Source organism: Kribbella capetownensis (assembly GCF_004331485.1).
Taxonomy (GTDB): domain Bacteria; phylum Actinomycetota; class Actinomycetes; order Propionibacteriales; family Kribbellaceae; genus Kribbella; species Kribbella capetownensis.
Genome location: NZ_SJKD01000005.1, coordinates 307,360 through 322,010 on the forward strand (window position 1 = coordinate 307,360; position 14,651 = coordinate 322,010).

Sequence of the window (14,651 nt, forward strand, 5' to 3'; positions counted from 1 at the left end):
CCTACTTGGCCTGGAAATTCGCGGTCAGTACCTGGTCCGTGGCGACGGTGAAGGTGTACGACGCGTCGGTCGAGACCACCACGCCGTCGACGGTCCAGTTCTGGAAAACGCTATCCGATGTTGGCGCAGCAGTCACTGTGACCTGCGCGCCGACCTCGTAGGTACCCGGTTCGGACTCGTTTCCGGCGATCGTCGCGGTGCCCGGACCACTGGCCTGGACCTTGATACTGCGCTGGACGACGTTGATCACCATCACGTTGCGGAGCGTGGCCGGCCCGGACAGGGTGGCGCCGTTGTAGCGAGCGAGGTTGGTGGCCTCGACGTCGCCGCTGACCACCTTGACGGTGTGACCGTCGATGCCGAGGTTGTCGGTGCCCAGGTTGAACGCGTCCACCTGACCGCTGTTCACCACCAGCCCGTCGTGGAAGCCGTACGCGAACACGTTCAGCAGCGTCAGGCCGCGGGCGCGGTCGACGGTGACGATCTTGGCGGTCTTGCGCATGTACTTGTCGATGACGAGTTCGAAGATGCTGCCCTCGTTCATCCAGTACGGCTGCTGGTAGCCGACCCGGGTGACCGCGTTCCCGTTCGACAGCACGCCCTCGATCCGGCCGTTGCTCCCGGGGCCGATCGCGATCGCGTGGTCGAAGAAGGCTCCGGCGACCTTGCGGACGACGACGTCGTCGCCACCGAGATCGATCCCGTTCCAGGCGTTCGGGAAGCCGGCGTTGATCACGTAGTTCCCACCGGCGTGACCGCGGACGGCGTACGGGTAGGGCACGACGCCCTCGGCCTTGCCCGGGTTGTTGTCGGGATAGAAGACCCGCAGCCCGCGCACACCCGCGCGGTTCTGGAGCGTGATCAGCGCGGTCTCGGTGTCTTTCTCGAAGGCCTGGAGGACCGTCCCGCCACTCGCGCCGCCCTGATCACGGTTCGGTACGGCGGACGCACCGCGCAACTCGACCTTCGCGGGGACCTGGAGGTGCGTGCTGATCCGGTACCACCCGGCAGGCAGGTAGACGATGCCGCCACCGTTCCGGCCAGCCTTGTCGAGCACCTTCTGTACGGCGCTCGTCGCGTCCGCGGCCGGCAGATACCCGATCCCGTGCGGCGCGTCGACGACGTACAGGGACTGCTTCGGCTTGGGCAGTGGCTCCTGCGAGTACGTCGGCGCCGTGCCGGACATCCGATGCACGATGCCGTCGACCGCGCCGGTGAGCGTGGTCCCGCTGACCTTCACGTAGCCGCGCGAGTTGTTCTGGATCGCGTGGTCACTGCCCTCGATCCGGCCCGCCGCCAGCGTCATACCCCAGCGGTCGTCCATCACGTCCACCAGCACGCCGATGTCAGTACGGCGTACGTCGGGCTGCAGGAAGCTGCCGGTGAACTGGGCCCGCTGACCGGCGACCACGTGGATGCCGACGTGGTAGTCGGTGAGCGAGATCCGATGGAACTGGTCCCACTCGAGGTCGCCGAGGACCAGACCGGTGCCGTTGGCCCGCGTCCACGCATCCAGCGCCGTCCGCGCCGGCGGGTGGTAGGCGGCCGGTGCGTCCGCCCAGAAGGAGTTGCTGAACGCAACGTTCTCCCAGGTTCCGACGTCCGCGCCGTTGTACGCGCGGGCTCCCTCGAAGAGTGCGGTGCCGCGGATGTTGCGGATGGTGCTGGACTCGTGCACCTGGCCGGAACTCGGTGCGTTGCCGTGGTCGTTGGGCATCGTGCTGATGCCGATCCCGCGGTACGAGTTGAGCATCGTGACGTCGGCGACGGTCGCCATCATGTAGTTCTCGTTGCCGATCCAGGCGCCGCCGGGGATCTCGAAGGTGTAGTTGTACGGGACCGGGTCGGTGGCGTTCTGGTTCGGGTAGTAGGTGGTCACGCCGAGTACGCCGGCGCTGCCGCCGATCCGGAACAGGCTCGGCCCGTCGTTGCCCGGGGCAAGGTCCGCGACGATCACAGTCCCGATCCCGAGCTTGTCGCCATGGTCTCCGCGGAGGGCGCAGAACGCGTGCACCTCGATGGTGTCGGTGACCTTGTACTGGCCGGCCGGCAGCCAGACGGTCCCGCCGCCCGCGTCCTGGCAGGCGTAGATGGCCTGCTGGATCGGCTTGGTCGAGTCATGCCGGCCGGTGCGGTCGGCGCCGTACTGGGTGGCGTCGAAGTCGGCGATCACGCCGTCCTCGGTCGGGTTGGTCGTCTGCCCCAGCCGCGGCTTCGGGGTGACGACCGGGCTCAGCCGGAGCTGGAGTTCCTTGACGGTGAACGAGTCCGCGCCGGTCATCGCGACCCGGACGTACCGCGCGGTGGTGGTCGCGAAGCGAGTCCGGCTGATCTGGTTGCCGCCGGGTGATCCGATGCGTCCGACGTCGGTGAACTTCCGGCCGTCCTTCGAGACCTGGACGGTGTAGTCGGGGGAGTACGCCTCGGCCCATTCGACCCGTACGTCGTTCACCGGTCGCGGCCTGCCGAGGTCGAGCTGCAGCCACGAGTCGCCTTGGCCGCTGGTCCAGGCGGTGTCGTGGTTGCCGTCGTTGACGTTCGTAGTTCCGCTGCCACTACTCGCTGTGGCCCGGCCGTCGGGTGCGAAGTTGGTGTCGACCACCGAAGCGGTGAAGGCGTCGAGCTTCGACTGCAGCGTCTGCAGCGCTTCTTTCACCTGGACGTCGGTGACGCCGGGAGTGGCCGCGACGGCGCGGGCTGCGTCGATCGCCGTACGGAAGGTCGCACGACTGCCGACCGGGAACTGACCGTCGCGCGTGCCTTCTCGGGCAGCCTTCTCGACCCGCGCCGACTCGTCGATCAGGTCGAGCAGGCCCTCGGTGACATCGAGGGTGGTCGCGACCTTGGCAACGCGGACGGCTGCGACCTTGAGGTCGACCGACCCGTCGCCGTTGTGGATGCGGAAGTCGCCGCCGTTCGAGCGGTTCGTCATCACCGCATCGGGGAGCGCGAACGTGTGCGTCTTCCAGGTCTTGGTGTCGCCGTACTGGACCACCTCGGAGTTCTTGAACTTCTCCGGGATCGTCTCGCCGGGGGAGTCGTAGTGCAGGCCGAACTGCCCGTTGCCGGCGTCGAAGTAGTCGACGCTGATCAGCACCAGGCTGTGGTTGTCGTACAGGTAGGTGTCGGCGACGTTCATGTAGAAGAAGTTCGTGCCCGGCGACGGCGCTGAGTGGTCGGTCTGCCAGTACGCGCGGCCGTCCTGCACACCGGTGACCAGGGTCTCCGGCCGGTCGCCGGCGCGCGGGCTGATGCCGGACTGGATCGGCGACGCTCCGAGCTGCACCGAGGCTCCCGCCGTACTGATCCGGAGGCTCGAGATGGTGATGTCGGCGCTGCCGAACAGGCGAACGTCGGCGTCGCCGAGGCGGTCGGTGAAGCCGATGCCGGTGAGCTCGAACGTGCCGGTCCGCCACTGACCCGTGTTCGTCAGCTGGACGTCGGTCGCGTCGGCCTGCGGGTTCGTGGCGGCGTCGTACTGGAGCTCGAGGGTGCCGGAGCCGCTGTCGAGATAGGTCGCCGTCACCAGGACGTCGTCGGTGCCGATCTCGTCGACGTAGTCACGGTCGACGTCGAACTCCAGGTAGCCGGTGCCGGCAGCCTGGTTGGTCTGCCAGTACGTGCGGCCCTGCTCGGTGCCGGTACGCAACCCGGCAGGGTCGTCGCCGGCGGCGGGCTTCACGCCGAGCGTGGTCGGGGTCGGTCCGAGATCGGCGCCGACGCCGCTCGGATACATGGTGGCGGCCTGGGCTGCCGGTACGGCGATGACGCTGGCGAGCAGCACGGCGGGAAAGACCCACGCGAGCAGGCGTCTGGACATGCTGAAACCTCCAGGTGGCGGGCCGGAGTACACGCGAGAGCAGCTGCGCGGATAAGTTAAACCAAGCGTGTTACTTATTCAAGAGCCCAGCATCCGGCTCCGGAAAGGGGCTTCCGGTAGCGTTGCCCGGGTGGGGACGGATCAGCGTGGAGGCGCGGCGCGCAGCCGCCGGCAGACCGAACTCCGTGAGTACCTGCGCAGCCGTCGGGAACGGCTGACACCATCGCAGGTCGGACTGCCCGCGGCCGGGAATCGACGTACGCCCGGTCTGCGCCGCGAGGAGGTCGCTGTCCTCGCCGGGGTCGGGGTGTCCTGGTACACCTGGCTGGAGCAGGGTCGCGATATCAAGGTCTCCGAAGAAGTCCTCGACTCGGTCGCTCGAGTGCTGCTGCTCGACGATGTCGAACGCGCCCATCTCTACCGCCTGGCCGGCCTGAACCCACCCCAGCGGGAGGCCGCCCCGACGGTGCCCGCCTCGCCCGAGATGCAGCGGCTGCTCGACGCCTGGTCACCACGCCCCGCCTACATCCGCGACCGGCACTGGAACTTCACCGCCGTCAACGACGTCGCCCGCCGAGTCTTCGGGTACGGCGAGACCGACCACAACTGCCTGGTCTCGTACTTCACCAACGCCCGCTTCCGCGGACTGCACGAGCACTGGCACGAGGCCGCGCCCGACGTCGCGGCCGGCTTCCGCGCCGATGCGGCTCGCTATCCCGACGACCCGGAGTTCGACCGGATCGCGGCCGACCTCGCCGCGGTCAGCCCGGAGTTCGCCGAACTGTGGGCGCGGCACGACGCGGCCGAGCACCTCAACGCGGTGAAGGCCGTGGCGCATCCCGAGGCAGGGCTGCTCGTGTTCGACGCGACGATGTTCCCGGTGCTCGAACATCCGGGCCATCACCTGATCCTGCACAACCCACGTCCGGGCACCGACACCGAGGAGCGGCTCGAACGGCTGATGGCGTCGCAGCCTGGTGGTGACACACCCACCATGAACTGACACTGCCTGTTCGTCCGCCTGGCTCGCAGGATCGTTGCCATGAGCGAGAACACGCAGATGACCGCAGTCACCATCCCCTCCTTCGGCCCTGCCGACGTACTGCGCCTGGCCACCGTCCCGATCCCGGTCCCGGCGGCCGGACAGGTCGCGATCGACGTCGCCTACGCGGGTGCCAACTTCGCGGAGGTCCTCTACCGGCAGGGCGTCGTGGACGTCCCGCTGCCGTTCGTGCCCGGCATCGAGGTGTCCGGCCGGATCCGGGCCCTCGGTCCCGGTGTCGAAGGGCTGTCGGTCGGGCAGCCGGTCGCGGCGCTGACGATTGTCGACAGCGGCGGGTACGCCGAGGTCGTCACCACCGCGGCCGAGCTCGTCGTACCGCTGGATGACTACGGACTCGGCCTGGAGCTGGCGGCCGCGTTGCCCTTGAACAGTACGACGGCGTTCCTGGTGCTGGACCGGGTGGCGCGGATCGAACCGGGCGAGAGCGTTCTGGTGCACGCCGCGGCTGGTGGTGTGGGCAGTCAGCTCGGCCAGGCGGCCCGTCTGCTCGGAGCGGGCCGGATCGTCGGGACCGTCGGTCGGCCGGAGAAGATCGCGGCCGCCAAGGCGTTCGGCTATGACGAGGTGATCGTGCGCGATGACGTGGCTGACGCGGGAGAGTTTGACGTTGTTGTCGACATGGTCGGTGGTGCGAGTCGCCGGACGAGTCTGGATCGGCTGGCGCCGATGGGCCGCTTGGTCGTGATGGGCAACGCATCCGGCGCGGACGACGTCGGGATTTCGGCCAACGAGCTGTGGTTCACCAACAAGACGGTCTCCGGCTTCAACCTTGCCGCGTTCGCCGCCGCGAACCCGGCTGCGGCCGGCGCCGGGTTGCGGCGGGCCGTCGAAGCCGCTGCCCGCGGTCAGCTCGAGGTCAGGACCGAGACCCTGGCGTTGCAGGATGCGGCTGACGTGCACCGGCGGATCGAGTCCGGCACGACCACCGGCAAACTTCTGCTTCGAGTCACCGCCTGACAGCCGGCAGGAGAGCGCAGGTACGGCGGCAACAGCAGTGAACGCGATGGCCCACCAGAAGCTGGTCGCGTAGGCGGTCGCCGTCGGGTGTCCGATCAGGTTGCTCCGCAGGACCACGGCCAAGGTCGCAGCACCGAAAGCACCGCCTAGCTGCTGCATGATCCGGGTCGTGCTGCTGCCGTGCGGGATCTGCTGCGGCTCCAGATCGCGGAAGGCGCCGTACAGGGCGAAGCCGGTCAGGAAGAGCAGGGCGGTCGACGCGGCGAACGATCGCGTGCGAAACAGGCCGGATCGATCCTCGAGGACATCCCCGACACCGGGAGCCTGCGTGGCGATGTGCTCGCCGTCCTGCAGCTGACATCGTCCACGGGTTGCTCGCCGAGGCTCCGGATCTGGATCCGGAGGTCTCGACCCGGATGACCGGCGTGATGGTCACGATCGTGCGGCGGGCCGCGGCGCGCGGTGAGATCCCGACGGCAGATGTTCCCGACCGGGTGCTCACCGCGCCGACCAATCTGCTGCGGCACGGGATGCTGTTCACCCGCGAGCCGGTCGCCGAGTCGACGCTGACCTCGCTGGTCGACGACGTCTTCCTGCCGCTCGTACGAGTTACCTGAAAGCCTCGACGTTGCGGGCGGCCCACTCCGCGAAGGTCCCTGCTGGCCGGCCGAGCACCTTCTCGACGTCCGGGCTCACGTGCTGCTCGGCGGCGGACGGCGTACCGAGAATGTCGAGGGTGCTCTCGGCGATCTGCTCGGGCATGTAGCCGAGCATCCGGGTTCGCGCTTCAGCCCGGCTGAGCTCGACGAATCGGACCGGCTCACCCAGAGCGTCTCCGATGGCGGCGGCTTGGTCACTGGGGGAGACCGCGACAGGTCCGGTCAGGGTGTAGATAGCACCCGCGTGGCCGGGCTCGCGGAGGGCGACTGCGGCGACCTCGGCGATGTCGTCGGGGTCGACGGCAGGCAGGGCCACGTCGCCGAAGGGTGCGGAGACCGTGCGCTCGGTGCGGACCGACTCGGCCCACTGGAATGCGTTGGAGCTGAAGTTGCCCGGTCGCAGCATGGTCCACTCCAGGCCCGACTGGATGACGGCGTCTTCCAGGTACGACGGGTGGCGCTGGGTGCCGACGCCTTGCGACGACAGCAGGACGATCCGCTCGACGCCGGCCCCCCGTACGACCTGTACGACGTCTGCGAGGTTTCCCCGCGTCACGAAGTCGCCGGAGGTGAGCAGGAAGATCGCCTGCGCACCTTCGAGCGCGGGCTTCAGGCTCTCCGGCTCGGCCAGGTCGGCCTGGTGCCGGCGTATCCCCGCAGGTACGTCGGTGATGCCGCGGGCCACGGCGGTCACCTGCTCGCCGGCTTCGGTGAGTGCTCGGACTAGCGGGCGGCCGACGTTGCCGGTGGCTCCGGTGATCACGATCATGTTCGCTCCTCGTCCGGTTGACTGACGAGGACGCTACTTGCTGTGGGATAGTAGGTACCTAGAGGAAAGTACTGGCTGGAGGGCGAGTTTGTGAGCGAGCACACAGCGGTGGAGCCGGTGCAGGCGTGCCCGATCGCGCCGGTGGTCGATCTGGTCTTCAGCCGGTGGACGACGCCGATCCTGTGGACGCTGAACGAGTACGGGCGGCAGCGGTTCGTCGAACTCGAGCGGCGGATCGGGGTGATCACGCCGAAGGTCCTCACCCAGCGACTGCGTCAACTCGAACGCGACGGTCTGGTGCAACGCACGTACTACCCGGAGGTGCCGCCACGGGTCGAGTACGAGATCACCGACCTCGGCCGCAGCCTCGCCCCACTGTTCCACTCGCTGGCCGAATGGTCCCCGAACCTCGCGAAGGTCGAACAGTCCCGCGCCCACTACGACACCCACGAACCACCCCACCGCCGCCCCTGACCCGCACCGGCTGCGTCAGCCGAGTTGCTGGGCCAGTCCGACGACTGGATGCCCTCGGGGCCGCGGATGTAGCAAAGTCGGTAGATGTCCTCGTACTCGTCGACGGTGAACATGATGCGATGCGTGCCCACCGTGTTGTGCGGCGGGTTGTGCGGTCTCGCACCGATGGTGTGGTCGGCCCAGGGGCCTTCGATCTGCGCTCTGCCTTACACCTCCAGGCCGAGACTTCGAAGAACGCGACCGCGGCGTCGAGGTCGTCGCAGACGATGCCGACATTGTCCATCCGCTGAACCGTCACGGTGATTCCCTCTCCGTCGTGCGGCCCGTTCTGGCCGCTGATGTACCAGGGACGGAGCCGGCACCGCATTCTCGACATCCGGAGGGTCAGGCGACGCCGACGAGTTCTCGGGTGGGAGTGGCGGCGTGGGCCAGGAGGGTGAAGAAGTGGGTGGCGGCGTCGGGTAGCCGGAGCAGGCCGGCTTCGTGGTGCTGCCAGCCGAAGAGGAGTTCGCCGTCGAGGGTGTGCTCGTCGAGCGGTACGGCGTACCTGCTCAGGGTGACGCGGGCCGGGCCGGACTGCGGGTGGTGGTCGCCGCAACCGCACTCGGCGGCGATCGTGATCGCGGTGAGCGCGTCGGGGGAGAAGCGGGTCAGGCGGAGCGTCGTACCGCGCGCGGTGAACCGGGCGATCGTTGCGTCAGGCAACTGAACGAGCAGCTCGACCGGGACGGCGTGGGAGCCGGGCAGCAGCCGGAGGCCGCGGGATGCGAGCAGGTCGGCGAAATCCGGGAGATTCATGAGCAGAGATCCTGTGAGTGCTGGTGTCGGCGGGCGGGCCACGGAAAGGGGCAGGGCCTCGTGCGCCGGAGACGGCGCGCGTCAGCGACAACAGCAACAACACAGCAGCAACATGCCGAAGATCATGGCAGAGCGCGCACACCCTGCCAAACACCATCCGCCATCTGGGACAACAGTCCGTGATGTGTCAGGCGTTCGCCAGGATCAGTCGGCCTTCTTGCCGAACATGATCTCGTCCCAGCTCGGGACGCTGGCGCGCTTGGCGTTGCGGCGGGCCGGCTTCTTCTTCGGCTCGGCCGGAGCTTCTTCCTTCGCCGCGGGCTCGACGTCGGCAGCGGCTGCGGAGGCCGCAGGCGCTGCGGGCGGCTCGGTGGTGGCCGGCTGCATGGGCGCGGTTTCCTCGACCGGAGGCGGCGTCGGCTCAGTAGGCTCCGGCGCAGAACGCTCGACCGGCGCAGTGCGACCAGCCGGGCGCTCGGCGGGGCGAGACTCGGGTGCCTGGCGCACCGGAGCTGGGGGAGTGCGATCTGGGGTAGCGCGGCGTTCGGTGAACGGGTTCTCGCGCGCGGCGGCACGCTCCTCGGGCGGAGCCATGGAGGCGGCCTCGGCCGGGAGCTGGGTCGGACGCTCGACGGCACGCACAGCCGGACGCAGGGTCGGCGGCTGCTCGACCGGTACGTCGATCAGCGTCGGCTCCTCGTCCGGGTCCGGCACCGAATGCACCCGGCGAGGACCACGCTCGGCGTCGCGCGTGGCGTGACTGTCGTGGCTTGCCTCCCGGGAAACCGGCTGGTTTCGCCGCGGCAGGCTGACGGTGTCCTCGAAGCCGGCCTCGTAGCTGTCGGCTCCATGGTCGGGCGCGATGGACAGGTCGATGTCGGCCACGGCGCTCAGCCGGCGCTCGCCCGGCTGGTGCGCGGGCTGGACCGGCGGCGGCAGCATCACCTGCGCCTGCTCACCCACCAGCCAGCGGGCCTCGTCGTCGTCCGGGACCGCGTACCGACCAGGAGCGTCGTACGCGAACATCGCGATCTTCTCTTCCTTCTGCTCCTCCGCGTCCTCGGCCGCGACGAAGTAGGAGACCCGGACCGCCCACCGGCCGTCGTCGCGCCGCCAGGCATCCCACTCGGCCGACGCCGGGTCGACCTGGCGGGTGCGGAGCCGCTCGGTGACCCAGGCACCCAGGTTGCGGGTCGGGGCGTCGGCACCGCCACGGCGACGGACAGAGGCGCGCTGCGCGAGGCTCGCGATGTGGTCCCGCTCGGCCAGGACCGGGCCGGCGAACGCCATCACGCGTTCCATCGGCATCTGGGCGACGGCCGCGACCGCCTCGGGACTTTCGCCGGCGCGGATACGAGCCTGGATGTCTCGTGGGCGCAGCGCGCTCTCCATTTGAATCTCCAGCTGGCCGAGTCGGGCACGGTCGCCGCGCAGGGCCGCACGCAACCGGTCGTCGACCGGAACGGCGAACTCCTCACCCGTCTCTGCCAGCGCCAGGATGAGTTGCTTGCCATCCTGGCTCAGACCGACGAGCCTCGCCTCGCGCATTGCCTTTGTTCTCCTGTGCGGTTCTCGACAGTCTCTCCCGTGACGTGCTGCCTGACCAAGACCGGCGCGCCGTGCCGCCCGGTCATTGTGGAGGTTCTGTCACGAAATCACATCTTGCCTGCTCACAAGGGTCCTTGTGATCACACCAGTCACAGTAGTCACAACACGGTGTGACCGCGACTCAGAACTCAGTCACCGAACGCCGAACGGACCGCCAGAGCGCGCTTGATGTCGTCGGCGTCGTCGCCGACGGCACGCTGGATTCCGGCCGCGACCGAATCGTCGGCGGCCAGTTCACCGGCCAGCCGGACCACCCGCTCGTCGATCGCGTACCGCGGGAACGACGTGTGCGCGCTGCTCGCGATCACCCAGCCGGAACGGAACTTGGCGGTGCCGGCGATCTCGGCGAAGAACCGGTCGACGTACGGCGCGGTGAGCTCGGCCTGCGCCGGGTGCCAGAAGCCCGTCCCGGCGGCGTACAGCTCGTAGTTCGCGACGTCGGCGTCGGCCATGATGATCGCCCAGGCCCGCTCCTTGGCCTCCGGCGTCGGCAGCGCGGCCCGGCACTCGGTCGCGTGCACGACACCCTCGGAGGTGTTGTCGCGGGCGAGCTCGGCGTCGATGTCGGCATCGCCGATCGCACCGAGGCGGGCCAGTTGCAGCGTCACCATCCAGCGCAGCTCGGCATCGACCGGGAGTCCTTCGGGTACGTCGCTGCCGCTCAGCCAGCCCTGCAGCAGGTTCACGTCGTCGGTCAGCTTGACCAGGCCGCGGGCCGCCGCGAGCTGCAGGCTGCTGCCCACCGGCGCCGACCGCAACCGCTCGGCCAGTACGTCGGCCAGCCGGCCGCGATACGGCTCGTACGGCAGATAGATGCCGAGCAGCCGGCTTTGCGCCCAGCCGACGATCGACGAGACCGCGATGTCGCTGGTCTCGCCGGGCAGCATGCTGAGCAGCACCTCGAAGCCAAGCTTCGGGTCGAGCTCGGCGTCCGCGACCGCGTCCCGGATGCTGTTCAGTACGACGGCCCGGGTCACCCCGCTCTCGATCTTCGGCAGCACCGTCGCCAGGTTCGCCAGGCTGTCCGCGTCGAGCCGGATCTTCGCCCAGCTGTCGTCGCCCGCGTCCGGGATCACCACCGCGGCCGAAGAGTCGAGCGGTACGTCGACCTCGTCCGCGTCCAGCAGTACGTCGACCGTGGTCGCGCGGCCGCCGGCGTCGTACCCACCGACGGTCAGCTTGTGCGGTCGTGTTGCCGGGTGTGCGGCCGGCGCGACGCGGCGCAGCTTGATGCCGGTCTCGGTGCGGACGGCGCTGATCGTATCGAGGCCCGGCGTACGGAGCCAGTTCTGCGCCCACGTGTCGAGGTCGACGGCGCCGGCTTCGGTCCACTTCGCGAGCAGGTCGGCGAACGTCGCGTTGGCGAACTCGTTCGCGACGATGTGCGCCTTGACGCCGGCCAGGAAGACGTCGTCACCGAGGTAGGCGGCGAGCTGCTTCAGCACAGCCGCGCCCTTGGCGTACGAGATGCCGTCGAAGTCGTCGAGGGAGGCCAGCGCGTCCTTCACCGCGTCGGCCGCGACCGGGTGCGTCGAGGAGCGCTGATCGGCCTGCAGGCCCCACCACTTCCGGATGAAGGCGAAGTCGATCCAATTGTCCTGGTAGTCGGTCGCGGCGGTCGACACCCGGTGCGCCATGTACTCGGCGAACGACTCGTTCAGCCACAGGTCGTTCCACCATTGCATCGTGACGGTGTCGCCGAACCACTGGTGCGCCATCTCGTGCACGATCGTCCGGGCCCGCTGGCTGCGCTCGGCGTCGGTCGCCGCGGACCGGAACACCATCGAGTCGCGGAACGTCACGCAGCCCGGGTTCTCCATCGCGCCGGCGTTGAACTCCGGCACGAAGGCCTGGTGGTACTCGCCGAACGGGTACCGGTAGCCGAACATCCGGTGGTACTCGTCGAAGGCCTGCTTGGTGACCCGGAAGATGTCCTCGGCCTCGCGGTCCAGCGCCTCCTTCAGCGACTGCCGCGAGACCACGCTCATGGCGATCCCGTCGTGGGAGTCGGTCCGCTGGTGGTACGGCCCGGCCACGACGGTGACGAAGTACGTCGACAGCGGCAGCGTCTCGGTCAGCTCCCAACGACCGGGGGAGACCTGCGTCGCTGCTCCGTTGCCGAGCACCAGCCACTCCGGCGGCGCGGTGACCTTCATCCGGTACGGCGCCTTGAGGTCGGGCTGGTCGAAGCACGCGAAGATGCGCGGCGCGGCGTCCAGGAAGGACATCGCGTAGGTGTAGACGAGACCGTCGGCGGCATCGACCGCACGGTGCAGTCCCTCACCGTCGTGGGAGTACGCCATCGACGCTGCGACGACGAGCTCGTTGGCCGGCTGCAGGCCGGTGAGCTCGAGCCGTCCGTCGTCCAGCCCGGCGACGTCGACCGGTGCGCCGTTCAGCGTCACCGACAACAGCTCGTCGGGTTTCACGTCCAGCCACGTCGTCTGATCCGACGCGGTGAACTTGATCGTGGTGGTGGACCCGAACGTGCGCTCGCCCTGGGTGAGGTCGAGGTCCACGTCGTACGACTGGACGGAGAGTGCGGCGGCCCGAGTGCGGGCGCCGTCCACGGTGAGACTCGGCATGAGGGCCACTGTATGCCGTGGCTAGGCTGGGCCATGAAGGAGCGGAGCGAGTTCATCATTCAACACAGCAGTGAAGACGCTCAGACGCGTCTGGAGCGCAGCGGAGGACGTGGATGAGCGAGATGGAGTACCGGCAGCTGGGTGACTCGGGGCTGACTGTGAGCGTGGTCGGGCTGGGGTGCAACAACTTCGGACGGCGGCTGGATGCGACCCGGACGGACGTGGTGGTGAACGCCGCTGTGGACGCCGGCATCACCTTGTTCGACACGGCCGACGTCTACCAGGGCGAGCACGGTTCCAGCGAGGAGTTGCTCGGCAAGGCGCTCGGCGGCCGGCGCGACGAGGTGGTGATCGCGACCAAGTTCGGCGGCGACATGCACGGGGTGAACGGCCCGGACTGGGGTGTCCGCGCGTCCCGTCGGTACATCCGCAAGGCGGTCGAGTCGAGCCTGCAGCGGCTGGGTACCGACTGGATCGACCTCTACCAGCTGCACTTCCCGGACGAGGTCACCCCGATCGAGGAGACCCTCGCGGCGCTGTCCGAGCTCGTTGCCGAGGGCAAGGTCCGGTACATCGGCAGCTCCCAGTTCGCCGGCTGGCAGGTGGTCGACGCCGACTGGGCGGCCCGGACGTCCGGCCTCGAGCACTTCATCAGCGCCCAGAACAGGTACTCGTTGCTCGAGCGCGAGGTCGAGGACGAACTGGTGCCCGCGTGCGAGCACCTCGGCATCGGCGTACTGCCGTTCTTCCCGCTCTCTTCCGGCCTGCTCACCGGCAAGTACAAGCGCGGTGAGGAGGCGCCTGCCGGGACGCGGCTGGCGACCCAGCCGGACCGTCTGGCCAACGCCGACTTCGACAAGATCGAGGCGCTGGAGACGTTCGCGGCCGAGCGCGACCTGACCATGATCGACGTAGCGATCGGCGGCCTCGCGGCCCAGCCCGCGGTCGCGTCGGTGATCGCCGGCGCCACCACGCCGGAGCAGATCGCGCAGAACGTCGCGGCCGGGTCGTGGGACCCGACCGCAGCCGACCTGGCCGCGCTGGACGAGCTGACCTGATGCTGATTCTGCTGCCGCCGTCCGAGGGCAAGACCGGACGGTCCCGCGGTCGCGCCGTCGACTTCTCGACGCTGTCGTTCCCGGAGCTGAACCCGATCCGCGAGCAGGTCCTGGAGACGTTGGCGAAGGTGTCTGCCTCATCCGACGCGTACGACGTTCTGGACGTCGGCGCCTCGCTGCAAGCCGAGGTCGACCGCAACACCCGCTGGCGCACCGAACCGGCCGTGCCAGTGTCCGAGCTGTACTCCGGGGTCCTGTACGACGCACTCGGCTACGCGAGCATGTCCGCCGGCACCAAGCGCCGTGCCGGCAGCCGCCTGCTCGTGGTGTCCGCCGCGTGGGGCGTGTTGCGGCCGGCCGACCGCGTACCGCCGTACCGGCTCTCGATGGGTACGACGCTGCCCGGTCACGGACCGCTGGCGTCGGTGTGGCGCGATCCGCTCGCGGCCGCGCTGTCAGAAAGCGGCGGTGTGATCGTCGACTGCCGCTCCTCGACGTACGTCGCCGCGTGGCGCCCGAGCGGTGACCAGGCAGCCAAGTGGGTCTCGGTGAACGTCGTCCGTGAACGCGACGGCGTACGCACGGTCGTCTCGCACATGGCCAAGCACACGCGCGGCCTCGTCGCGCGGCATCTGCTCGAGTCCGGCAAGGATCCCGGGACCCCGAAGTCCTTGCACAAGTTGGTCAGCGAACGCTGGAACGCCGAACTCGATCGCACCGGCCCCGGCTGGACACTCACTGTCGTGGAGCACGACTGACCGGACCGTTCACACGGCCTTCACCGGTGAGTGGTTTCTTACCGCCTGTGATCGGGGAAGGCTGAGGGCAGTACGTCAGGGGGGATCCGCCCCACCCTCGGA

General features: G+C 69.0%; 11 protein-coding genes. 6 read left to right on the plus strand and 5 right to left on the minus strand.

The features are described from left to right. Nucleotide 1: 1 nt before the first annotated feature. Nucleotides 2–3,820, minus strand: coding sequence for a discoidin domain-containing protein (locus E0H75_RS23085; RefSeq protein ID WP_165553969.1), 3,819 nt, complete (start codon nt 3,818–3,820; stop codon nt 2–4). A gap of 130 nt (nt 3,821–3,950) precedes the next feature. Between E0H75_RS23085 and E0H75_RS23090 the strand changes: the two genes are divergently transcribed. From E0H75_RS23090 to E0H75_RS23100, 3 genes are all read left to right on the plus strand, one after another. Further along, nucleotides 3,951–4,823, plus strand: a complete 873-nt coding sequence (locus E0H75_RS23090; protein ID WP_131515718.1) for a helix-turn-helix transcriptional regulator — start codon at nt 3,951–3,953, stop codon at nt 4,821–4,823. Between the two features lie 39 nt (nt 4,824–4,862). Continuing rightward, on the plus strand, nt 4,863–5,840 hold the full coding sequence (locus E0H75_RS23095) for a quinone oxidoreductase family protein (RefSeq protein ID WP_202873130.1): 978 nt from the start codon (nt 4,863–4,865) through the stop codon (nt 5,838–5,840). 290 nt (nt 5,841–6,130) lie between these two features. Continuing rightward, entirely contained in the window at nt 6,131–6,457 is a 327-nt protein-coding gene (locus tag E0H75_RS23100; protein WP_272948923.1) for a TetR-like C-terminal domain-containing protein, read from the plus strand. Here the strand turns inward: E0H75_RS23100 and E0H75_RS23105 are convergent. Continuing rightward, nucleotides 6,450–7,268 carry an NAD(P)H-binding protein gene (locus E0H75_RS23105; RefSeq protein ID WP_131515720.1) on the minus strand — a complete coding sequence of 273 codons (819 nt, stop codon included), beginning with the start codon at nt 7,266–7,268 and terminating at the stop codon, nt 6,450–6,452. The two genes, E0H75_RS23100 and E0H75_RS23105, sit on opposite strands and share 8 nt — an antisense overlap. Before the next feature lie 90 nt (nt 7,269–7,358). On the opposite strand from E0H75_RS23105, the gene E0H75_RS23110 reads away from it, so the two are divergent. After that, nucleotides 7,359–7,742, plus strand: coding sequence for a winged helix-turn-helix transcriptional regulator (locus E0H75_RS23110; protein ID WP_131515721.1), 384 nt, complete (start codon nt 7,359–7,361; stop codon nt 7,740–7,742). 384 nt (nt 7,743–8,126) lie between these two features. Here E0H75_RS23110 and E0H75_RS23120 read toward each other — a convergent pair whose 3' ends face one another. The 3 genes from E0H75_RS23120 to pepN all read right to left on the minus strand — a co-directional run bounded on the left by E0H75_RS23120 (nt 8,127) and on the right by pepN (nt 12,733). Continuing rightward, nucleotides 8,127–8,540: a hypothetical protein gene (locus E0H75_RS23120; protein ID WP_131515722.1), complete on the minus strand. Its 414-nt coding sequence runs from the start codon at nt 8,538–8,540 to the stop codon at nt 8,127–8,129. A 204-nt stretch (nt 8,541–8,744) separates the two neighbouring features. Next, nucleotides 8,745–10,088: a septation protein SepH gene (gene sepH, locus E0H75_RS23125; RefSeq protein WP_131515723.1), complete on the minus strand. Its 1,344-nt coding sequence runs from the start codon at nt 10,086–10,088 to the stop codon at nt 8,745–8,747. Nucleotides 10,089–10,276: 188 nt separating this feature from the next. Next, complete coding sequence (pepN, locus tag E0H75_RS23130; protein WP_131515724.1) at nt 10,277–12,733, minus strand: aminopeptidase N; 2,457 nt, start codon at nt 12,731–12,733, stop codon at nt 10,277–10,279. Between the two features lie 113 nt (nt 12,734–12,846). On the opposite strand from pepN, the gene E0H75_RS23135 reads away from it, so the two are divergent. Then, on the plus strand, nt 12,847–13,791 hold the full coding sequence (locus tag E0H75_RS23135) for an aldo/keto reductase (protein ID WP_131515725.1): 945 nt from the start codon (nt 12,847–12,849) through the stop codon (nt 13,789–13,791). Next, the gene (locus tag E0H75_RS23140) at nt 13,791–14,549 is read left to right on the plus strand and encodes a YaaA family protein (RefSeq protein WP_238163217.1); all 759 of its coding nucleotides are present in this window, start codon (nt 13,791–13,793) and stop codon (nt 14,547–14,549) included. The genes E0H75_RS23135 and E0H75_RS23140 overlap by 1 nt, the downstream gene beginning before the upstream one ends. Nucleotides 14,550–14,651 lie beyond the last annotated feature (102 nt).